We start from the raw sequence: 22,110 nt of genomic DNA on the forward strand, positions 1-22,110 counted from the left end.
TCCTCACTTTGTATAACGGTCAACGCGATTGATTTTTTGCGTACAAGTTTGGCTCGGCCAAGTCTTTTTTAATGGCGTCCAGCGCTTTTCGGTACGCGCGCGTCACGGTGGATACGGAAACTTCCAGAATTTCTGCAATCTCGGTGAAGCTGAAATCTCTTTCAAAGTACAGAGACAGAATCAATTGCTCCCGCTCTGGCAGCTTCTTCAGACTCGCTACGACGTCCATCCACAATTCGTAGTCCGCGTGTTCTTCTCCCGCTTGTATATCAATGACGTGATCGAGTTCAACGGTGTACGGTCTTTGGTAGGCTTTCATTTGAGCCTGCATCGTTCTGGTGACTTTGACCGGTGAGGAGTCTCTGATCACGTCCCGCATGGCACCCTTCACTTGCTGATAGAAACAGATTTGGATCACGCGTTCGTCCTGCAGGTCGGGATTTCGCTGACAAAACTGCCACCAGCGAAGGGTGGCCGCCGACATTAAATCCTGTGCATCGATGGCGGCGCTCTTCCGATAATAGACGTAACGTTGCGCTAGTTTCCGAATATAAGCGGATTGCTCTGGAGACAGTTCCTGATTCACAGGTTCTATCCCTCCCTCGTACCAACTAGTCTACTGGACACCGTTCGACATGTAAACGACAGGACGGAGAGATTGTGATTGGAAGAGACAGCTTCAGACGTACGTTGACTTTTTTTGTTGACCGCACGCAAAGAATAGGAATCTTTGACCGTTATAAGGTATGAGGGCCATTGAAACCCTACAAAACCAGGAAGGAAGGTAACGGGTGATGTTATCTATCAACACGAATTCCGCAGCGAGCAGCATTCTGGCGAATTTAAACAACGTCGAAAGTCAAATGAATTCGACGTACCAGCAACTGTCGACGGGGAACAAGGTGAACAGTGCCGCAGACAACCCCGCCAGCTACGCGATTTCTCAACAGATGACGTCACAGATCAACGGATTGAATCAAGCCACACAGAACGCTCAGAACGGCATCAGCATGATTCAAACGGCGACTGGCGCAATGAATCAGATTGAACAGGTTCTGCAGACCATGTCGACGTTGGCCACTGAAGCCGCCAACTCTGGGAACACCTTCTCGGACCGTGCGAACCTCCAGCTGGAAATGAACGCGTTGGCGCAGCAGATCAACAGCACCACAAACCAGACGCAGTATAACGGCATCAGCCTGCTGACGGGCCAGTTTGGCGCCGGCAACACGTCGCTGACGCTGCAGATTGGTGCGAATCAGGGCCAGACCATGTCGTTCAACATTGGTGCGACAGACGCTGAAACGCTAGGTGTGGGCTCGGCACAAACCACAGGCGTGGACATGACCACTGGCTACGCGACGGGTAGCGTCATCACAGGTGGCAGCACGAGTATCGCCACCACCGGTATTGCGTCGGCTGTAACGGCCAGCAACAGCCTGCTGCAGGGCGGCATGTCGCTTAAATTGGTGGAGACGGTGACCTACGCTGCGGATGGCACGCTGACGGGCGGCACGCTGCAACTGCAGGATGCGGATGGAAATGACATTGGCGGGGCAGTTACACTTTCTGCATCCGATTTGACGAGTGCCACGCAGGTTACAGTGGGTGACAGCTCGACAGGCGCAACTCTGAGCATCACGCTCACGGGTACGAATTTCGCTTCCACCGGTGGTACACCCGGCACTTCTACACAAACGGACACACTCACGTTGGCGAGCCCAGCGGCAGGGTCAACCGAACCGCAGTCCACGAATGGTTGGCAGTCGGCGACGAACATCAACGGCATTAACATCATGACCCAAAGTTCCGCTCAGGCGGCCATCACTGCGATTCAAAACGCAATCAACACGTTGTCGAGTTCGCAGGCGCAGCTGGGTGCCGTGCAGGATCGCTTGAACTACACGGTGTCGAACCTGAGCAATTCCTCGCAGAACCTGCAAAATGCGCAGTCGACCATCACCAACACGGATATGGCCGCGGCGTACACGCAGTTCTCACAGCAACAGGTGCTCGAACAGGTGGGCATCTCCATGCTGAGTCAGGCGCAGCAGCAGCCGCAGATGATTCTGAAGCTGCTCCAGTAGCCTTGAGTGAGTCGCATTGAAAGAGGGGGCGTACGACGCCCCCATCGCTATTTTGATGGATGCACGCTTTGCGCGACAAGTCCTCTTCTCCTAGCCCTCGAATCGTTGGGCCTGTGTAAGTACCCAGAGCCTTTCGACGGATCTCAGGAAAATGTGGAGCCTTTGCCGATGCAATCCGTGGAGGCAGGTACGACAAATCATAACGGAAGAGGGCTTGACCCATGTTATCGATCAATACGAATTCAGCAGCAAGCAGTATCCTTTCGAACCTGAACAATGTCGAAAATCAAATGAATTCGACATACCAGCAACTGTCGACAGGCAATCAGGTGAACAGCGCTGCTGACAATCCGGCAAGCTACGCGATTTCTCAGCAGATGACATCGCAAGTGAACGGATTGAACCAAGCCACTCAAAACGCGCAAAACGGCATCAGCATGATTCAAACGGCGACTGGCGCAATGAACCAGATTGAGCAGGTTCTGCAAACCATGTCCACGCTGGCAACGGAGGCGTCCAACTCGGGCAATACCTTCTCGGACCGTGCGAATCTCCAGCTGGAAATGAACGCGCTGGCGCAGCAGATCAACAGCACCACAAACCAGACGCAGTACAACGGCATCAGCCTGCTGACGGGCCAATTTGGCGCCGGCAACACGTCGCTAACGCTGCAGATTGGCGCCAACCAGGGCCAGACCATGTCGTTCAATATTGGTGCGACAGATAGTGAAACGCTGGGTGTGGGCTCGGCGCAAACCACAGGTGTGACCATGGCCTCTGGCTACGTGACGGGCAGCGTCATCACAGGTGGCAGCACGAGTACCGCCACTACCGGCATTGCGACAGCTGTATCGGCCAACAACAGCATCCTGCAGGGTGGCATGTCGCTCACGTTGGTTGAGACGGCGACTTACAATGGAAGTGGAGCACTAACGGGCGGCACGCTGCAACTGCAGGATGCGGACGGAAATGACATTGGCGGGGCAGTTACACTTTCTGCGGCCGAATTAACGAGTGCCACGCAGGTTACAGTGGGTGACAGCTCGACAGGCGCAACTCTGAGCATCACGCTCAGTGGTACGAATTTTGCTGCCACCGGTGGTACATCTGGCACTTCCACACAAACGGACACACTCACGTTGGCGAGCCCAACGGCTGCGTCAACCGAACCGCAGTCCACGAATGGTTGGCAAGCGGCAACAAACATCAACGGCATTAACATCTTATCGCAAGGTTCTGCTCAGTCAGCCATCACTGCGATTCAAAACGCAATCAACACGTTGTCGAGTTCGCAGGCGCAGCTGGGTGCCGTGCAGGATCGCTTGAACTACACGGTGTCGAACCTGAGCAATTCCTCGCAGAACCTGCAAAATGCGCAGTCGACCATCACCAACACGGATATGGCCGCGGCGTACACGCAGTTCTCACAGCAACAGGTGCTCGAACAGGTGGGCATCTCCATGCTGAGTCAGGCGCAGCAGCAGCCGCAGATGATTCTGAAGCTGCTCCAGTAGTTTCGGCCTCAGTTGTGGTTTTCAAGCGCATCAAAAAAGAGGGTGGCTTCATGGCCCCCTCTTTTCGCGTTCTTCAACGTGCATCCGGCGAAGCGTATTCGTCAATCGTCGGGGCGCTGCCCGAGGGCCACAATCTGACCCGTCGTATGAAACTGCCACTGACACACATGGTCGATAAAGAATCGTATATTTTCTTCGAACCCCTCGTTGCTCATGAGGCCAAGGGCCACAATTTCTGGTTGTATTTCTCGGAACCGCGTGAGTGTCAGTTGGAGCCCAAGGTCGTTTGGGGTGGCCGCGGTAAACTGTGACTGTGGTTGGACAACCGTTCCTAGCACAACAAATCCGGCTTCGTGCAGATAACTCGCCAGCTTGCGACCGACGAATCGGTCGCCGCCCCGATGTTCCTGCAATTTGCAAAACGCCTCTTGCAATCGGCTGAAACCGGTTGGGTGGTCTGGATAGGTGAGGGTGAGTTGATCGTCGATGTCCACCACACAGACTTGACCCCCCGGTTTCAGGACGCGCAGGATTTCCTTCATGGCCTGAACGGGACGGTTGAGGTGTTGGAACACGTAGCGTGCGACGACAAAGTCGTAGTGAGCGTCCGGAGCGGGCAGTTGATACACATTCGATTGCCGGAAGTGGATGCTGCTGTCTGGATGAAAGCATGCTCGCTCGGACATTCGACGATACAGTTCTGCTGCTCGGGACAGCGTCGTGTCGTCGAGATCGACTGCGTCGATTGCAACCGCCTGCTGTGCGGCGAGGTCGAACGCCATGGCGCCAAATCCCGTGCCGACATCGAGCACGCGCTGGCCGGGCTGCAGCGGCAAAACGGACAACAATGCTCGTCGCTCCTGCCCGGTATACGCTGTCTGGGCCAGGAGCCACCGCTCCTTAAAGTCGGGGTGGTCTGCCAAATAAGATTGGTACTCCGCGTCGATCCGCTGATACGCAGTTTGTTGATTGCCTGGCGTCTGATTCACAAGTGGTCTCCTCACTGTGGATTGTTTCCTCTGACGATGTCGAATGACGATTTCCAAGGGATAGAGGGATGCTGCCTGGCTTTCGTTGACCGAACTCCTTGCGAGCCGTGATTTGTCTTCATTATACATGGCAATCTGCGCGGTCGTTCAATCCATGCGGGTTCACACCAGGGTCTCTGCTTGCACCCGGCCTGGTTCCAGTGCAAGATGGTATTGAGATGAACGCAGACAGGGCGCGTGTTGGCCGCCGGGAATCCTGTGCGTACAGTTGGCCCGGGCGTCAACGGGCCAAGCGCGCGCGAACGAGGTGATGTTGTGGACTTTGAAGCCATCCGGACGGCGGACATCAGCGACGACCATCCGGCAGAAACCCAGGTGTGTGAATTGCAGTTTCGTTCTTTCGGGGCAGTCCCTCGCTTTGGCGGCCCCATCGTGACGGTGCGGGTGTACGAAGATAACGTGTTGGTGAAACAGGCGCTGGAGGAAGCGCCAGCGGGCTCGGTCCTGGTGGTCGACGGCGGCGGGTCCCTGCGCTGTGCGCTCGTGGGCGGGAACCTGGGCAACATCGCTGCTGAGCGGGGCGTTGCGGGCATCATTGTCAACGGGGCGGTGCGCGACGTGCTGGAGCTGCGGTCGCAGCAGGTCGGCATCTTTGCGCTGGGGAGCAATCCGCTGAAATCCCGCAAGCTGGGTGAAGGTGCGATGGGCGAGACGGTGCGGTTTGGCGGTGTGGACTTTGTGCCCGGGCACTACGTCTATGCGGATGAGGACGGCGTCGTGGTGTCTGCGCGGGCGGTGCTTGCATGAGCCCGTCGAGGCGGCGTGATGGACCGCAATCGCCAGAGCTTGCACAGGTTCCGGATGTGGCGTCGATTCAGGCGGCGCTCCAAGCCCGCAAGCGCGGGCTGCTTGGGCAGGACCTCTACGTGAAGACGGCTGTGCTGGTACCCATCGTTCGGGACGTTGATGGGCAGCCCGCCGTTCTTTTCGAGAAGCGGGCGGCCACCCTGCGGCGGCAGGCGGGGGAGATTTGTTTCCCCGGCGGCCACGTGTCGGAAGAGGACGCGGACGAGGCGGCGACCGCCATCCGGGAGACTTGTGAAGAACTCTGCATCGACAAAAGGCACGTATCGCTGCTCGGTCCCCTCGACGTACTGGTCGGATTCGGGCAGTTGATGGTGTACCCGTATGCCGGCGTGATCGATGAGGCGGCGCAAATCGACCCGAATCCAGATGAAGTAGCGGAGGTATTTACGGTCAGCCTGCAGCGGCTGCTCACCACCCCTCCGGAGGTCTACGAGATGACGTTTCAGCACCTCCCCGGTGAGGATTTCCCCTTTCATCTGATCCCGAACGGACGCAACTACAAGTGGCGCCAGGGCGTGGTGCCGCAGTTGTTCTACCAGTTCGATGGGTATGTGATTTGGGGCCTGACGGCCCGCATCCTCACGCATTTTCTGGACATTGTGCGCGCGGCGCCGGAATTTCTTGCATAGGGAGCCCCTGGACTTCGCACCCTACCGGTGTTGGACCGTAATGAACCCAGTGGAAGGGGCGAACCGAACATGGGTGACAGCAAGACGTTCAATTATCCAAAGGCGAATTCCGCCAGCACGAGTTCGCAGGCCGGACACGATTCGCGCGTGGCGTCTCGGAAGCCTGCGCCGCATCCATCGCAGAACCTCGTCCAGGAAGACCTCAAACCAGCAGAGGAGCGTTCGGATGATGCAGCAGAATGAAGCAAACGGTGTGAATGAGGACAGCCTGCAGGCGGGTGCTGGGCCGAGCCAGAACCGGGTGGTTGCTGTCCGGAAAAACGGGGACGGCGACATTGTGCAGTTCAAGCTGGCAGATGGACGGGTGGTGGACTACCCGCAGGCCATTGAGATGGCGAAAAACGGCCAAATCGAGCACGCGAATGCCTTTCGCGGCCGCGACGGCGATTTTCACATTCGGTCGGATGCGGACGGCGACCCGTCCAACAACTTCGACAACCTGCCGCAGTTCTAAGTGCCCTAGTGCTGACGCAGCATCCTCAGCGTACGGCGCCAGTGACCGACAACAGGCCGTTTTGCACCGTCGGGTGCGAAGCGGCTTTCCTGTTCGGCGCCTTCTTCACTCCTTCTCTTCCTTTCCTCATCGGATTTTCAATTTATTTTATATGATCTTTCAGGTATGATAGGGCAGGATTCTTGATTTTCTCATCGAATTCTCATTTTGAATATCCTGCTGGGGGAACGTCTTGTGTCCAATCAACCGAACCTGTTCATCGCCGGGGCTGCGAAGTCGGGGACGACGTCGCTTTATGCCTATTTGCAGCAGCACCCGGACATTTACATGAGTCCTATCAAGGAACCGCATTATTTGTGCAGCCATCACTTTCCCGAAACATTCACTGGTCCGGGCGACGAGGACCTCAACGTCGTCCGCACCGAAGCGGCGTACCGGCAGTTGTTCGACGGTGCCGCGGATTATCCAGTTACGGCGGAAGCCTCGGTATACTACTTGTACTTTCCAGATACGGCCGAGAAAATTCAGGCATGGAACCCGGAGGCCAAGGTGATTTTGCTCCTCCGAAACCCGGTCGATCGCGCCTTTTCCGCCTACAAACATACGATTCGCGACGGCCGCGAAACGCTCAGTTTCGAGCAGGCGCTGGAGGCAGAACCGAAGCGCCGGGCCGCTGGCTATCAACCGCTTTGGTGGTATCGTGAAATTGGTTTATATTATCAACAGGTGAAGCGGTATCTGGACGTGCTGTCACCGGAGCGGGTCAAAATCTTCCTCTATGATGACTTAAAGGACACGGCGCAGGTTGTGAAGGATTCGCTCGAATTTCTCGGACTTTCTACAGATGTGAAAATTGATGTCGGGATCCGTCATAACGTGTCCGGTGTCCCGAAGTCACGCGCCGCTTACGAGTTCTTTGCGAAACCGAACGTCGTGAAGGAAATCATCAAACCCTTCTTGCCAAAAAAGGTCAGCCGCGCGCTCGGTGAGCGGGCGAAACTGATGACGATGCGGCAGGACGAGACCATGAAGCCGGAGACGGCGCAAGCGCTCAAGGCGTACTATCGCGAGGACATTCTGCACTTGCAGGAACTGATTGGCCGTGATTTGTCACATTGGCTGCGGTAGCGCTGCCGCGAATTTACGTACAAAGGAGCAGGACATTGTCTTCACAGCGAATCGTTGTATGGAATGAGACCCCCATTCAAAAGGCCGATCGGCGCAAGCGCAATGGGCACCACAGTTTTGTGTTGTGGCTGACGGGGCTGTCCGGTGCAGGCAAATCGACGCTGGCGAATCACTTGCAGGCGGTTTTGTTTGAGCAGGGCGTGCAGGCGTATCTGCTCGACGGCGACAACCTTCGCATGGGCCTCAATCGAGATCTCGGTTTTTCCGCCGAAGACCGCAAGGAAAACGTGCGACGCGTCGCGGAAGTGGCGAAGCTGTTTGTCGATGCGGGGATGGTGGTCATCACGGCCCTCATCTCGCCTTATCAGTCCGATCGCGACGAGGCGCGCGCCCGATACGAGGAAGACGAGTTCGTCGAGGTATTCGTGGACTGCAGGCTGGAGGTGTGTCAGCAGCGTGATCCGAAAGGGTTGTATCAGAAAGCGCTGCGCGGTGAAATCACCAACTTCACGGGCGTGCAGGCACCTTACGAAGCGCCGGCTCACCCGGAAATCGTGGTGCGTACGGACGAGCAGTCCGTGGAAGAGAGTGTCCATCAGATTCTCTCGTGGCTCCGAGAGAAAAGATATATCGGCCCGGCGCAGTGAAGCGCGGGCCGACGGCAAGTCGAGTGCGACCGATTACGGTGCCACGAACTGGTTCTTCAGCGTCCCCAGCTTTTCAATCGTAATCTCCACTTCATCGCCTGCTTTCAGCCACACCCGCTGTTCCTTCGGATACCCCAAAATGACGCCTTCGGGCGTACCGGTGAGGATGATGTCGCCGGGTTTGAGGACGATGTATTGGGATAGGTAGGAAATCAATTCCTTACACGAGAAAATCATGTCCGATGTATTGGAATTCTGACGCGTTTCGCCGTTGACGCGGGTTTGGATGGCGAGGGCGTTCGGATTGGGAACCTCATCGGCAGTCACAAGGTACGGCCCGATGGGCGCGAACTTTTCCCCTGTCTTGCCAATCAGCCACTGGCTGGTGCGGCGCTGCAGCTCGCGCGCCGAAATATCGTTTGCAACGCAGTACCCAAACACATAGTCAAGCGCCTGTGCCTCCGTTACATCTTTTGCTTCTTTGCCGATCACGATGCACAACTCACCCTCATAGTCGATTTCGGTGGCGTGGCGGGGCATCGGGATGGGCTCCTGGTGCGCTGCAACGGTATCTGAGAACTTGCTGAAGACGATGGGCGAAGTGGGAATGGGAGACCGCGTTTCTTCCGCGTGCTTGCGGTAGTTCAAGCCGACGCAGATAATTTTCCCTGGCTGCGGGACACACGGCAGGTAGGAAAATTCGGATTCGGGCACGAACAGGTGACTGTACGCTGCGGTCCCTGCCGACAGCTGGGCCCTTAAGGCCTCGAGAATCTCCGGCTGTGCGGTCAGCAGCTCATCGACGGTGTCCGGCAGCGGATTGCCGGCGAACGCCGGTGACGACGCCAGCCGAGACAGGGGCAGCACCGCTGGTGCGGCGTCGTGATCGACCAGGACAGCTGCTTGCGCTCGGCCTTCGAATTGGATATTCAGAAATTTCAAAGTGAACAACCTCCAATCTGCGCATCCAGAGACTGCGCTTGCGCTGTGTCTCTATCTTACCGCAGATAGGGCTGCATTTGGTCGATGAGTTGCTGCAGTCGCTCCGCATTCTCGGTGTACATTTGCTTGGCGCTGGGGTTTTCCGTCTGCAGCGCGAAGCTTTCTAAATCGGCCTGCATTTTCTTCAAGGAGGCGAGGAGCAGGGGACGCTCCTGAACTTTCGCGGACGGCAGGGTATCGTTTCGCAAATCCACGTAGACGTTGCCCTTGCTGTCTACCTGCGCCAGAAAGACGTCATTGTAGTCTTTGGCGCCCTGTTTTCGCAGTTGTTCGAGCAGCCAGCCTTCTGAATACCCGGCGTCCTGCAGGGCTTGTTTCATCACCTGTCCGTCGACCAGGACGACTTGCGGCGCCTGTTCATTTTCCACCGGAATGCCTTGGAGCGTCGGGGTCAGCGGCTGCTGCGCGGCCTTTTGCAGGACGCTGAGCTGCCCGTCCGTCTCCAGGATGCCGAACTCCACGTCCGAGAGCTTGAACACGTTTTTAGCGCGCATCAGGGACATCATGTCCAGCGCCGACAGCTTGGCCTTGCGCAGGTTCTTCTCCAGCACTTTCCCTTGTTCGATCACGACGGTCGGTTTCCCATTCACGAGGTTGCGCAGGGTTGGCGATTGGATGGTCAAAAACTGTGTCAGGAAGGCGAGACCGGACCACACAATGAGCGCCGCAAGGCCTTGGTCAAACGCAAGCAAGCGCACGGACATGGCACTCACCAGGACAGCGGCCGCAACACCGACCAGCGTCAGATACTTTTGTCCGATGAGGCGGCTGATGGCGATGAGGACGATGAAAGCAAGCATGCATCGAAACAGGATGGATACATAGGAAATCCACACAACGCTCGGCCTCCAGACGTTCGGCAATGAAGGCCGTCCGAGGGACGAACGCCCTCCGGACGACCCACCGCAGTTTCTTGCCAAAGTGGAACTGCTGTTAAAATCCCTTGTACTGTGGTTCCTCTTTTTCCAGTTGGGTCACGCGTTGTTCCAGGCTGTCGACAATCGTCTTGGTTTGGGTTGCAGCATCTGTGTAAAGCTGTTTCGCCTGCTTGTTCTGGGTCTGCAGTGCGAATTGTTCAAAGCTGGCCTGCGCGCTCTTCAGACCTGCCAGGGTCTGCTTCACTTGACTGGATACGGTCATATCATCAGCCTCCACTGGATTCGATTTGTCGGCGAATTTGTGAAACGCCAAGGATTCGCCACTTGATTCGTTCCCGTCCTGCATCCGGCTTATACCTTCCGGAACCGGGAATTACATCCATTTGCGGGCAGTCATGCGCGGGCGACAGCATCGGAATTCTCTGAAATTCCCGTGCCTTTTTACTAGGATTGGTAGTATGATGGACTCATCCGCGTACGTGCATGCGGGAGTCGAATGGGATGAGGGGGCAAATGATGAATGAGGGTTGTACAGAAACAGAGGTCCCGCAAGTGGATGGCGGCCTTGTGCGCCACGGCGGCGGTGGGCGTGACAGGACCAGCTGCGTTTGCGGCCGAAACAGGGAATGCAACGGTTTCGACCGCGTCTTCTGCGAGTGGACTTGGCGTGGGCATCCCGGTTTCGTCCGTGAAAAACGGCGGACTGGTCGCGCTGGGGGATTCCATCACATTTGGCTACAATCTCGCGCCAGGGAATTTGACGCCCAGTACGGAAGCGTTTCCATACCTGGTTGGCAAGGCTGACGATCTGCCAGTGACCGATTTAGGTATCCCTAGCTGGACCTCGGCCGACCTGCTGCAAGCCGTGCAAACGCCCAATTTTGAGCGGGCGATTGAGAACGCGCGGGTGGTTTCCATCGACATTGGCAACAACGACCTGCTACACCTGGCCAGTCAGCTCGGCCTGTTGAATGAGGCCAGTTCATCCACGCCGATCACCATTACGCCGGCTCAACAACAGGCGTTTGAGACTGCCATTGCGCAGATGGGACAGAACTTATAGAAAATCCTGAAGATTGTCGAGTCGGATACAAACGCGCCCGTCGTGGTCTACAACCAGTACGACCCGTTTCCGGAAAGCAGTCCGCTGCATGCTCCTGCCGAGGAGTTCGAACAAGGCGCGAACCAGGTGATTGAAGAGACGGCGGGCGCGTTGAACGTACCCGTTCTCGACGCGTACAGCGCCTTCAACGGGAATCAGATGACACTGGTCCGCGTTGCGGAAAACGACGTTCACCCGACGCCATTGGGTCAGCAGGCGCTCGCGGCACTGCTGGAGAATGAAATCAAGCAGTTGACGCTCCCAACCGGGGCGAAGGCGGGGGCGTCCAATGCGATTGTGACGTCGCTGGCCAGCCAGCCGTTGTCGCCAACTGGAAATACGTGGACCGCACCGCTGGGTAAGGGAGACGTCACGGTGACGACGCCGGCAGGTGCCGTTTCGTCTGCCGACAACGTTGCGGTGACCAGCGTCGATCCGGCTGCGGCCGCGGGGCAAGCTTCGAAGGGCAGTCACGTTGTGGCGGAGTTCGGCATCAACTTCCAAGCGGGCAACACACCGACGCAGGCCATCACGTTGGCGTATACGAATTCGGCCATCCCGAAGGACGCCGCGGTGTACGAAATTGGTGCGAACGGGAAGCTCGTGAAGATTCCGGATGCGACGGTCGGGAAGGGCAAGGTGACGATGTCCGTGCTTGGCGACGGCGACTTCGTCGTCGTGGCGCCCACTCCGGCGGCGCCGAAACAGCCCGCGCCCGTACCCGGGGCAACGTCTCCAGACACGGGGTTCCCGTGGCTGACCGATGCTATCGCCGGGGCGCTGCTGGTGGCGTTTGGTGCGTTCGTGATGAGCAAATCAAAGAGCCGGAAGTAGGAAATCAGCGAGCCGAACGGAGCCGCAGCATAAACGGCGGTGTCTGCCGTAAGCTGAAGGAAGAGCAGCAGCGTCGATGAACGAAGGCACGATGAGCGCGCAAGTATGATGAACGTCACGGGAAGCATGATGAGCGGACAGGGGGGAGGCGCGTGGCGACGCAGCCAGGCGGTCGGCGCAAGTGGATGATGATGGCTGGCCTCGCCGCGTGCCTGGCCGGCGTGGTGACGCTCGCCCGCATCCCGTACTTTTATCTGCATTCGCACATTCGCGGCCAACAGCTGCTGCATCAGGCGCAGCAGGCGGTGGCGGCGGGGCGGCAATCGAGCAGTTCCGGTTCCGCCGCGGCGTCTGCCGCGAAGGTGCCGATGACGTCCGTCAACCTGTTGAAGCCCGCGCAGCCAGGTGAGGTGCTGGGGACGTTGTCCGTCCCGACGCTTCACCTGACTGCGCCGATGCTTCAGGGGACGCAGGATGCCCAGCTGAACGTGGGGGTCGGACACCTGACCACGAGCGTGATGCCTGGCCAGAGAGGCACCGCGATTTTGGCCGCGCACAATGCGACGTGGTTTCGGCACATCAACAACCTTCGTCCCGGTGACCAGATTGTCGTAACGGTGCCGGGATCGACCTATACATTCGCGGTGACGGACGAGCGCGTGGTGCACACGGGCACACCGGTGTATAACTCGTCCACGCCGACCCTCGTGCTGGAGGCGTGCTATCCGCTCGACGCCCTGTACCTTACCCCGTACCGCTGTCTCGTGTTTGCCAGGCTGGTCAGCGGGGGCTCCGCGAGCACTACGGACTCGTCCTCGCTGGCGGCGGACAGTGCGGGCGAATACACCGCGCAGATCCCGACTGACCTCACGCAACAGGGCCTGACGCTGGCCACCAATTCGCTGCCGATGGGCAAACTGACGTACACCGGATCGCCCGCTTTGACCTACACAGAAAGCAATCAGCCGCTGTCGGCGTCTTCGACGCTGGTCGCGCTGTATCTCGGCTGGCTCCACGCGTCTGCGGAATCTTCCGCGACGGACTTGTCGGCACTGGATGCCGCCGAAGACGGCGCGCAAATGTCGGTCAATCCCGCCTACGGCGTGCCGCTGAAGTCGATGCAGCACGAGTCTCCGTTCGATGTGACGCTGCATGTCGACGGGACGACGCTGACGCAGGCGACCGGACAGACCACCGTCAAGCTCGGCAGCCGCGGTGCCTATCGGGTCACCGTCGTCGCGCACGTGGACGGGGACAAGCTGACGCTCACGCGCGTAAGTTGGACGCCGGCGTGAGCGGTGAAGGCGGGAAGGGTGGCTGAGGAGGCGGGGAGTGCCGGGGAGTGCCGGGGAGGGGTGCGGGCCCCCAATATGGCACGAAAGGTGCCTAAAGGTGCGGGGCCTCGCGCGGCAGTCGGCGCCATAAGGCAGAAAAGACACCCAAAGTCGGAAGGCCCGGCCGCGCCGGGCCCCCAATACGGCACGAAAGGTGCCTAAATGGGCAGGACCCCGTGTGGCAGTCGGCGCCATAAGGCAGAAAAGACTCCCAAAGTCGGCAGGCGCGGCCGCGCCGGGCCCCCAATATGGCACGAAAGGCGCCTAAATGGGCAGGACCCCGTGTGGCAGTCGGTGCCATAAGGCAGAAAAGACTCCCAAAGTCGGCAGGCGCGGCCGCGCCGGGCCCCCAATATGGCACGAAAGGTGCCTAAATGGGCGGGGCCTCGCGCGCCACGCCGCGCCACCCGCGCCGCACTCGCCAACGCCACCGTGCCTCTTACCTCCGTTCAGATGCGCAGGTCGTACGCATCGTACAGGCGGCGCGCGACGATCAGGTGCTGCACCTGGTTGGTGCCTTCGAAGATGTCGTACACCTTCACGTCGCGGTACAGCTTCTCAACCAAGTGGCCGTCGAGCCCGATGGGCCCCATCAGTTCGAGGCAGGTCTCGCACACTTTGAGCGCGTTCTTGCCAGCGTACGCCTTACAGATGGCGGCTTCCTTCGAGTTCGGCTGCCCGATGTCGGCCTTCCACGCGGCTTCCCAGACCAAGAGGCGTCCTGCATGAATCGACTGTCTCATGTCCGCGAGTTTTTCGCAGGCGATTTGATAGAGCCGGCCCGATTTCGGGTATTCCTTTTTCACGAAGTCGAGCGTGTAATCGTAGGCCGCTTGGGCGATCCCGGTTGCCATCGCCGCCACGACCGGCCGCGTGTTGTCGAAGGTGGCCATTGCGACTTGGAATCCGCTTTTTCCCGAGGCCCGCTGTGCGTAGTACGCTTCGCCGCCGAGCAGGTTTTCGTCCGGGACGAAGCAGTCCTCGAACACGAGTTCTGCCGTCTCATTGGCGCGCATGCCCATCTTGTGCGCGAGGCGGCTGCAGCGGAACCCTGGCGTTCCCTTCTCCACCACGAAGGCGCGGTGGCCGGCGCGGCCTGCATTGCGGTCGACCGTGGCGAACGCGACGACCCAGGACGCGCGCCCCCCGTTCGTGATGAAAATCTTTGTCCCGTTGAGGATGTACCCACCGTCTACCTTGGTGGCTGTCGTGCGGATGTTCGACACGTCCGATCCCGCCTCTGGCTCGGTCAGCGCGTATGCCCCCCAGCGCGGCTCATCCTTCGTGAAGATGCCGAGGAAGCGTTCCTTCTGCTCGGGTGTTCCGCTGTTTACCACAGGCGGTCCGCCGAGGCCAGGCCCCGGGAGGCTCAGTGCGATGGCAGGGTCACCCCAGCCCACTTCTTCCGAAGCAATCACCGTGGTGCGGTTCGTCTGCCGCTTCACTTCCGGGTCGACGTCCTTGTCTTCCTTCTTGCTCGAGGCGCCTCCGCCACCGCCGCCGATGCCTCCCGTGCTGAGCGTGATGCCCATCTTGTTGACTTTGGCCAGCCACTCATCGGGCACTTTCCCGAGCTTGTCGGACAACAGCGAGATGGGCCGCATCTCGTTTTCCGCAAACCAGTGCGTCAACTCTTTCACTTGCTTTTGTGCGGGCGTGAGTTTGAATTCGATCACGATGCAGCCCCTCCCTTCCCGAGCAGTTCCTCGCCGAATTCAATCAACCGTTCCGTCTCCCGGCCGTACAGCACCGCCTGGGCTTCGCCGTCACGCATCCACTTTTCGACTGGATACTCCTGGACGAATCCGTGCCCGCCCAGCATCTGCACGGCGTTGTCGGTCACAAATCGCAGCGAACGGTGCGCCCTGGCACAGGCGAGTTTCGCGGACGCCACGCCCTCCGCTTCGCCGTCGTCCAACTGAACCGCGGCGAACCAGGTGAGGTTGCGGGCCGCGGCAGTCTCGATGGCCATGTCCGCCACTGTGAAGCTGACGCCCTGAAATTTGGCGATCTCCTGGCCGAACGCCTTGCGGCCGGCGGTGTACATGGTCGTGTACTCCACCGCGGCCTGCATCAACCCGACGCACCGCGCCGCCTGCAGCACCTGCACGCGCGCGCGCGCCCATTTGAGCCAGGTATCTGCCGGTTCTCCCTTGGCCACCACAGCACTCGCCGGCACCGCCGCGTCTTCGAACGCGATCCGTGCCACGCCGGCAGACAACAGGCCAAGGCGCACATCGCCTTCCTGCACCTGCCATGGGGCGCTGCTGCCGTCTCCTGTCAGCGTCAGTACGACGGTTTGTCCGTTTTCATCGGCCGCGGCCACGAACAAGCGCTGCGCGGTCTTCGCGCCGCGCACGGGACGGGAGACACCGGACAACTTGTAACTGTCGCCCGCGGACGTGAGCTTCAACTGCTCGAGCCGCAGCTGTTCGCCCAGCAGCGTGTCGATGAACGCGCTCCGTCCACCCGCCAGCGCCGCAGCCTGGTCCGCCAGCCCCGCCTGATCCGCCGTGCGGATCAGCGAGTCCGCGTCGTTCGGACCTGGAAGCCCCTGCACGACACTGAGGTCGCCAAAGGTGAGCGCTTCCAGAATCTGCGCTTGTGATGCCAGCGGCAGCTCCAGCCCGTCGGCTGTCTCCGGCAGTTCCATCGCCGTGAATCCGAGTGCTTCCGCCTTTTGACACAAGGCCTCGGAGGCGCTGCCCGCCGCTTCACAATCGCGGGCCGCGGTGCGAATCTCCTCGGCGAACTCCTTGGCTACATCCGCAAACTGCTTCTCTTCTTCAGTCGGTCGAAAGGAAATCAAGCTTGGGTCACTTCCTTTTCTGCCTGCGCGCGCAGCGCCTTTTTGTCAATTTTGCCAATCAGATTCTTCGGCATGTGGCCGACAATCTTGATATAGCGGGGCGTCTTGTACTTGGCCAGGCGTTCCTGGCAGTAGGCAATCAATTCCGCCTCAGTGACCTCCGCTTTCGGACGCTTGACCACGTACGCCATCACCTCTTCACCCATGGCTTCCGACGGGATCCCGATGACTGCCGCCTCCGCCACGGCTGGATGCTGGAGCAGCAGTTCCTCCAAATCACGCGGGTAGATGTTGAACCCGCCGCGGATGATGACGTCCTTTTTTCGGTCGACGATGAACACGTAGCCGTCCTCGTCGATGCGGGCCATGTCTCCGGTGTACAGCCAGCCGTTTTTCAGCACCTTGGACGTTTCGTCGGGCAGGTTGTGGTATCCCTTGGTGATGTTGGGGCCGCGAACGACCAGTTCGCCAACTTCGCCGGGGGGCAGAGGCTGGTCGTTTTCGTCCACCACGCGAACCTCGACGCCCGGAAGGGGACGGCCGACCGATCCGATTTTTACCGGGTCATTCAACCGCGGCGCGGTCACGACGGGTGCCGCCTCTGACAATCCATACCCTTCAAAAATCGGGCAGTTGAACTTTTCGGCAAACGCCTGGATGGTGGTGGTCGGCAGCGGCGCCGAGCCGGAGATGCAAATCGTCAGGGAAGAGAGGTCGTACTGGTCCGCGTCCGGATGGTTCAACAAGGCGTGGAACATGGCCGGAACACCGGTGAAGTGGGTGACTTGATACTTCTCGATGGCTTCAAACACGAGCTTGGGGTCGAAGTACGGCAACAGCACGCTTCGTTCTCCCGTCAGATAGGCGCTCTGCAGCATGGTGAATCCGAACGCGTGGGAGAGCGGCAAGACGATGAGACCGGTGCGCTCGAGCGTCGACGCCGCAGCGAACTCATTCGCGAGTAGAGCGGCGGCCTTGGCATTGGAGTACAGGTTGCGGTGGGTCAGGATGACACCCTTCGGGCGGCCGGTGGTGCCTGAAGTATACAGAATCACGCAAGGGTCATCGTCATGAATTTGGACGTCCGGCGGTGTGGCTGGAAAGTCCTTGAAGCGTGCTTCCAGGCTGTCGTCCCCTTGTGCGTCCACGCAAATGATGGCGGGCGGCTTCGGGAAATCCTTCACCGCTTCCTGCACCTTGGACAGCAGGAGGCTGGCCGTGATGATGGCTTTTGGCTCGCTGTCCTGCACGATGTATTTCACTTCCTGCGCCTGCAGCAGCGGCATGACCGGTACGGTCACCGCGCCAGCCTTCGCGATGCCCGTGTACGACCAGAGCACCTCGGGGCGGTTCTGCATCGTGACAATGACGCGATCGCCATGACCAATGCCGAGTTGATGCAGCAAGTGTGCCAGCTTCGAGGACGCTTCATCGCACTCGACGTTCGTGTACGCCCGGCCTTCATAAATCAAGTTGGTGTACGACCCGAACATTCGGAGATTTTCTTGCGCCAGTTCCGCTAGATTCACGGGCGAATCCTCCTTCTCGTAGCCAATGGCTGGTGCGCCCGACGAGCGTGGCTGTCTGACACGTGAACAATCGCATCGCGCCGTCCCGACCGACCAGAAGGTAGGTGCGAAGGATACGACGCGATGCGACCGATGTGCGGTTGGATTACCCGTTATACGCGCTGAGCACGGACTCAAGGCGCATGGCCAGGCCGATGTCGCCGTTGACGCGGAGTTTGCCGCTCATGAAGGCTTGGGTGCCGTTCAGGTTGCCGGCAATCATCTCCTTGTAGTCCGCCGAGTCCATTTCGATGGTACACTGGGCTGGTTCCTGTTCTCCTTCGACTGCGCCGACCTGGCCCGGTTTCAGAATCACCTGGTATGTACCCGGGTCATCGCCGCTCAGGTTGAACTGATAGACGCAGTCAAAGCCATCGACACGGGACGGGTCTGCTTTCAAAGCTTGATCGATCTGCTCGAAAATTTCCTTCGTTGTTGGCATGGACAATACCCTCCTTGGTATGTGAGCCTTCCTCTGGCTCCTGCTGCCCCTGCAGCGAGTGGATTGAGAAAACCTGAAGTTGAACGACCGGCAACGCTCACGTGGATTCACAATCGTTGATTCGCAATGATAGATTCAAAGATTCAAAATCAGACGCGAAATCGATGCCTGGGCAGTCCCCCTTTCAAGCCAGTCCTTTGACGAAATAGAATTGAAAGAGCTTGGAGATGGTTTCGTTGTCCAGCGGCGGGTTGCGCTCGCTCCACTCGACCACCAGCGCAATGTAAAACTTCATGAACAAAAACGCCGTGATGCGCGGGTCACAGGGCTTCATCTGTCCGCGGTCAACGGCTTCGCGAATCAGCCGCTCAATGAAGGAGAGAATGCGCTCCTCCACGCGCTGGACGGCATCGTTGGCCGCGGCGGTCCCGAGTTCGCGCATTTCGTGGTAGAGTTTCGCCAGCAGTTCATGTTCTTGGCGAAACTGCAGTACCTGCGACAATGTCTGATGAAGACTCAGGAACACCGGCTTGTCAGCCGTAACGGATGCCTGCAGGACGGACTCCATTTCGTCCACCGTTTCCTGGACGATAAGGTCAAACAATTCCTCTTTGCTCGTGAAAAATGTATAGATGGACCCCTTGGAGACATTGGCCATTCTGGCGATTTGGTCCATTGTCGTGCCTTTATAGCCGAACAGGGACAGTGATTTGCGAGCTGCCTCCACGATGGAATCCCTGCGTGTGCCGTCCAAGGTCGTGACCTCGCTTCCTGTGCGCATGCGCCTCCCATGACGCGATACTGCTGTGGTTTGTGATGACTGTGATACAGGTGTGCTGCGGGTATCCTGTGACCAAATGACCAATTTCGTAATTTGGTCAGCTCTTGATTCCATCGTAGCGGAGGAAACGGTTTCTGTCAATTCGTAGAACGAGAAAAATTTTGCGAGGTTGGTGACATGGCATTGATTGCATGGGACGCATGGGATGACTGCACCGCATCGGCAGAAGGCACGTTCCACCGACTACTTGCACGGTATGCGCCCCGTCGGCGCTTCATGACCCCACCCTTTCACGGCCGCACGCGGCGAATGTAGTCAATCGTTTCAAGCTTGCCGACCGCGCCGTGGCCGCCAATCCGCGGAAAGGAAGCGGGGCCGGGCTGCGGGTCGTAGTACAGGTCGACGATGACTGGGTTGACCGTGGACCCTGGCTCCATAAAGGCCAACTCAGATAGAAACGGAATGAGGTGGTCGGACATGTCCAACTCGCACGCTGCGTTTTGCAGGTAATAGATTTTCGGGACATACTTGATTTTTTTGTAGAACTTCATGACGTTGATGCGCTCGCCGTGCAAGACCGAGGCCTGACGGAAGGTGTAGCCCGGGTAGGAGACGCGAAAGACGTTGCGGACCGGCACATCGAGCCACTTCGTCAGGGACGTCTGCGGGGAATTGACCAGCGCAGTCGATCCGCGAAGGTACCCTGCCAGCATGAGACCCATAAAACCGCCGGCCGAAGATCCATAGAACAGGACATGGTCGCGGCTGATATTTGCTTTCGCAATCAGTTTGTCGAGCAGGGTGGCAATGTCTTCGAGGTAGAAACGATCGATGGTGCCCTGACCCCAGCCCACGGGCAGGTCGGCCAGATAGAGCGTCGGATCGTTGTAGTAAATGACCGAGTCTTCAAACTCATTCATCCAGGAATGCCGTTGAAAGTACGGCAGCGGCTCCGGCTTCTCCATCGCGCCGGAACCAAGCACGATGAGATGCTGGGTTTGGCGCAAGCGAATCAGAAACTCGAAGGGTACGCCATTCCAGTGCACCGCAAGCACGAATGGCTCATCGTATTTTAGAGGAAAGGAATCCAACTCCTCATATTGAATCTTGACAACTGGATACGTCAGTACGGGTTCATCCACTGTCCATCGTCTCCCTTCAGGTCAAGCTACCCCAATGTATGCAGCAGCGAGCCATGCGTATGGACGGTTGAACAGACCGACGATCCAGTTGTCGACGATTCTATGGAACGCCCCGGTTGGATGGGGGCGTTCCACTTACCGCTTGGAGCCCATCGATTGGCAGGCCAGCGGTTTACCGGCAGGCGGTTTACAGGCCGTCGACCAGTTTGCCAGGGTTCATCAGGTCCAGCGGATCGATTGTCCGCTTGATGGCTTGCATCACGGCAAGGGCAGGGCCGTGCTCCTTCGCCTGGTACTTGCGTTTGCCGAGGCCCACGCCGTGTTCGCCGGTGCAGGTCCCGCCCAGCGACAGTGCGTGTTCGACCACGCGCTCGTTGACGCGATAGACCTTGGCCAGCTCCGCCTCGTCATTCGGGTTGACCGCGATGCTGCAGTGAAAGTTGCCGTCTCCCACGTGCCCGACGACGCCGCCGATCGCACCTTCCTCCGCGATGACTCGTTTCGCGTGCGCCACGGCTTCCGGCAGCTTCGACAGCGGAACGCAGACGTCCGTTGACATGTGCTCGGTGCCTGGGTAGTGGGCTTTGAACGCCCATGCTGCGCTGTGCCGCGCTTCCCACAGCACGTTGCGCGCATGCTCGTCGGTTTCGAACACGAAATCACGCCCGCCTTCTTCCTGCGCGATTTCCTGGGCCAGCGCCACATCCTCCTGCACACCTTGCTCGCTTCCATGGAACTCGAGGAACAGCGTGGGTTCCTCCGGGAATGCGGTATGTTTGTAACTGTTGACCGCCGCCATCACCAGCGGATCGACAAATTCAAGCCGCGCGACGCCAATGCCTGTGCCAATCATCGCGGTCGATGCGCGCACCGTGCTTTCGACATCCGGGAATGTGACGCGGGCGGCGAGGATTTTCTCGGGGATGCCGTACACCTTCAGCCACAACTCGGTGATCACGCCGAGCGTACCTTCGGACCCGACGAAGAGTCCCGTGAGGTTATAGCCGGAGGAGGTCTTCGCGGCGAGTGATCCCGTTTGGATCACCTGGCCGTCCGGCAGCACGACCTGCAGTGCGCGCACGTTGTCTTTCATCGCGCCGTAACGGACGGTGGTAGTGCCGCTGGCGTTGGTCGCGGCCATGCCGCCAAGGGAGGCGTTGGCACCGGGATCGACCGGGAAGAACAGACCGTACTTCTTCAGCGCGGCGTTGACCTCTTCACGCGTGACGCCGGGCTGGACGCGAACGAGGAAGTCCTCCGGGCGAATCTCCAGCACCCGGTTCATCCGCATCATGTCCAGGCTGATGCCGTGCTTCACTGGGATGGCGTGGCCCTCCAGGCTGCTGCCGACGGCATACGGAACGACAGGAATCTGGTGTTCCTGCGCGAAGTTCACCACCTTGACAACGTCTTCCGTCGATTCCGGGAAAACAACGACATCCGGCAGCACCGGACGGTGATACGATTCGTCGTGGCTGTGTTGTTCGAGCACCGATTGGCCCGTGGAGACTTGATCGGGCCGGAGAAGCCGGGACAGGTCCCGCGCGAATGCAGCAGCGGTTTGGGCAGGAGAGGTCTGGTCAGGAGAGGTTTGGTCAACAGAGCTCATGGCAAAGGGCACTTCCTTTCGAACATTGACGGGCATTGACGGGAGCGCATCGGCACGTTCTCGGCGGAAGTTGCAGGTGAGTGTACGTTGGCCGAATGTACGTGGGCCGAGTGGCTGCTCCCATGATTCCAGATTAGCACAAATTCGGTCACTCGAACCGTGAAGATAAAGGGTAGTGGCTGGCAATGCGCAGCGGTGAGGCAGAAGGGGGGACCGGGCGAACCGCCGGGATCG

General features: G+C 58.9%; 21 protein-coding genes and 1 pseudogene. 10 read left to right on the forward strand and 12 right to left on the reverse strand.

Translation table 11 applies throughout. The features are described from left to right. Positions 1–19 precede the first annotated feature (19 nt). The gene (locus JI721_RS11290) at positions 20–586 is read right to left on the reverse strand and encodes a sigma-70 family RNA polymerase sigma factor (protein ID WP_274454985.1); all 567 of its coding nucleotides are present in this window, start codon (positions 584–586) and stop codon (positions 20–22) included. 208 nt (positions 587–794) lie between these two features. On the opposite strand from JI721_RS11290, the gene JI721_RS11295 reads away from it, so the two are divergent. Continuing rightward, positions 795–2,087, forward strand: coding sequence for a flagellin N-terminal helical domain-containing protein (locus tag JI721_RS11295; RefSeq protein WP_274454986.1), 1,293 nt, complete (start codon positions 795–797; stop codon positions 2,085–2,087). 221 nt (positions 2,088–2,308) lie between these two features. Further along, a complete protein-coding gene (locus JI721_RS11300) occupies positions 2,309–3,601 on the forward strand; it encodes a flagellin N-terminal helical domain-containing protein (protein WP_274454987.1) in 1,293 nt (430 codons plus the stop codon). 101 nt (positions 3,602–3,702) lie between these two features. Here the strand turns inward: JI721_RS11300 and JI721_RS11305 are convergent, their stop codons facing one another. Continuing rightward, positions 3,703–4,590, reverse strand: coding sequence for a class I SAM-dependent methyltransferase (locus JI721_RS11305; protein ID WP_274454988.1), 888 nt, complete (start codon positions 4,588–4,590; stop codon positions 3,703–3,705). Positions 4,591–4,905: 315 nt separating this feature from the next. Between JI721_RS11305 and rraA the strand changes: the two genes are divergently transcribed. The 6 genes from rraA to cysC all read left to right on the forward strand — a co-directional run bounded on the left by rraA (position 4,906) and on the right by cysC (position 8,375). Beyond that, entirely contained in the window at positions 4,906–5,397 is a 492-nt protein-coding gene (gene rraA, locus JI721_RS11310; RefSeq protein ID WP_274454989.1) for a ribonuclease E activity regulator RraA, read from the forward strand. Next, positions 5,394–6,086 (forward strand): NUDIX hydrolase, encoded by a 693-nt coding sequence (locus JI721_RS11315; RefSeq protein WP_274454990.1) that lies wholly within the window; start codon positions 5,394–5,396, stop codon positions 6,084–6,086. The genes rraA and JI721_RS11315 overlap by 4 nt, the downstream gene beginning before the upstream one ends. 69 nt (positions 6,087–6,155) lie before the next feature. Continuing rightward, positions 6,156–6,329 (forward strand): hypothetical protein, encoded by a 174-nt coding sequence (locus JI721_RS11320; protein ID WP_274454991.1) that lies wholly within the window; start codon positions 6,156–6,158, stop codon positions 6,327–6,329. Next, positions 6,316–6,600, forward strand: coding sequence for a DUF3892 domain-containing protein (locus JI721_RS11325; protein WP_274454992.1), 285 nt, complete (start codon positions 6,316–6,318; stop codon positions 6,598–6,600). The genes JI721_RS11320 and JI721_RS11325 overlap by 14 nt, the downstream gene beginning before the upstream one ends. A gap of 234 nt (positions 6,601–6,834) precedes the next feature. Further along, on the forward strand, positions 6,835–7,728 hold the full coding sequence (locus JI721_RS11330) for a sulfotransferase family protein (protein ID WP_274454993.1): 894 nt from the start codon (positions 6,835–6,837) through the stop codon (positions 7,726–7,728). A gap of 35 nt (positions 7,729–7,763) precedes the next feature. Continuing rightward, a complete protein-coding gene (gene cysC, locus JI721_RS11335; protein ID WP_274454994.1) occupies positions 7,764–8,375 on the forward strand; it encodes an adenylyl-sulfate kinase in 612 nt (203 codons plus the stop codon). A 33-nt stretch (positions 8,376–8,408) separates the two neighbouring features. On the opposite strand, the gene JI721_RS11340 is transcribed toward cysC, so the two are convergent. The 3 genes from JI721_RS11340 to JI721_RS11350 all read right to left on the reverse strand — a co-directional run bounded on the left by JI721_RS11340 (position 8,409) and on the right by JI721_RS11350 (position 10,517). Further along, positions 8,409–9,317: a fumarylacetoacetate hydrolase family protein gene (locus tag JI721_RS11340; RefSeq protein WP_274454995.1), complete on the reverse strand. Its 909-nt coding sequence runs from the start codon at positions 9,315–9,317 to the stop codon at positions 8,409–8,411. A gap of 56 nt (positions 9,318–9,373) precedes the next feature. Further along, complete coding sequence (locus tag JI721_RS11345) at positions 9,374–10,213, reverse strand: DUF421 domain-containing protein (protein WP_274454996.1); 840 nt, start codon at positions 10,211–10,213, stop codon at positions 9,374–9,376. 97 nt (positions 10,214–10,310) lie between these two features. Next, the gene (locus tag JI721_RS11350) at positions 10,311–10,517 is read right to left on the reverse strand and encodes a DUF1657 domain-containing protein (protein ID WP_274454997.1); all 207 of its coding nucleotides are present in this window, start codon (positions 10,515–10,517) and stop codon (positions 10,311–10,313) included. Positions 10,518–10,811: 294 nt separating this feature from the next. Here JI721_RS11350 and JI721_RS11355 point away from each other — a divergent pair. Both JI721_RS11355 and JI721_RS11360 read left to right on the forward strand, forming a co-directional pair. After that, positions 10,812–12,191, forward strand: a pseudogene (locus JI721_RS11355) (SGNH/GDSL hydrolase family protein). 152 nt (positions 12,192–12,343) lie between these two features. After that, the gene (locus JI721_RS11360) at positions 12,344–13,486 is read left to right on the forward strand and encodes a class D sortase (protein ID WP_274454998.1); all 1,143 of its coding nucleotides are present in this window, start codon (positions 12,344–12,346) and stop codon (positions 13,484–13,486) included. A gap of 488 nt (positions 13,487–13,974) precedes the next feature. On the opposite strand, the gene JI721_RS11365 is transcribed toward JI721_RS11360, so the two are convergent. The 7 genes from JI721_RS11365 to JI721_RS11395 form a co-directional block, all read right to left on the reverse strand. Further along, positions 13,975–15,201 carry an acyl-CoA dehydrogenase family protein gene (locus JI721_RS11365; protein WP_274454999.1) on the reverse strand — a complete coding sequence of 409 codons (1,227 nt, stop codon included), beginning with the start codon at positions 15,199–15,201 and terminating at the stop codon, positions 13,975–13,977. Further along, complete coding sequence (locus JI721_RS11370) at positions 15,198–16,334, reverse strand: acyl-CoA dehydrogenase family protein (protein ID WP_274455000.1); 1,137 nt, start codon at positions 16,332–16,334, stop codon at positions 15,198–15,200. Before JI721_RS11370 ends, JI721_RS11365 begins: the two co-directional genes overlap by 4 nt. Continuing rightward, a complete protein-coding gene (locus JI721_RS11375) occupies positions 16,331–17,863 on the reverse strand; it encodes a class I adenylate-forming enzyme family protein (RefSeq protein ID WP_274455001.1) in 1,533 nt (510 codons plus the stop codon). Before JI721_RS11375 ends, JI721_RS11370 begins: the two co-directional genes overlap by 4 nt. A 145-nt stretch (positions 17,864–18,008) precedes the next feature. Next, the gene (locus JI721_RS11380) at positions 18,009–18,344 is read right to left on the reverse strand and encodes an SCP2 sterol-binding domain-containing protein (protein ID WP_274455002.1); all 336 of its coding nucleotides are present in this window, start codon (positions 18,342–18,344) and stop codon (positions 18,009–18,011) included. Between the two features lie 184 nt (positions 18,345–18,528). Continuing rightward, entirely contained in the window at positions 18,529–19,125 is a 597-nt protein-coding gene (locus tag JI721_RS11385; RefSeq protein ID WP_274455003.1) for a TetR/AcrR family transcriptional regulator, read from the reverse strand. Between the two features lie 290 nt (positions 19,126–19,415). Further along, on the reverse strand, positions 19,416–20,267 hold the full coding sequence (locus JI721_RS11390) for an alpha/beta hydrolase (RefSeq protein ID WP_274455004.1): 852 nt from the start codon (positions 20,265–20,267) through the stop codon (positions 19,416–19,418). Positions 20,268–20,454: 187 nt separating this feature from the next. Continuing rightward, positions 20,455–21,876, reverse strand: coding sequence for an FAD-binding oxidoreductase (locus JI721_RS11395; protein WP_274455005.1), 1,422 nt, complete (start codon positions 21,874–21,876; stop codon positions 20,455–20,457). Positions 21,877–22,110: the final 234 nt, after the last annotated feature.

Source organism: Alicyclobacillus cycloheptanicus (assembly GCF_028751525.1).
GTDB lineage: Bacteria > Bacillota > Bacilli > Alicyclobacillales > Alicyclobacillaceae > Alicyclobacillus_L > Alicyclobacillus_L cycloheptanicus.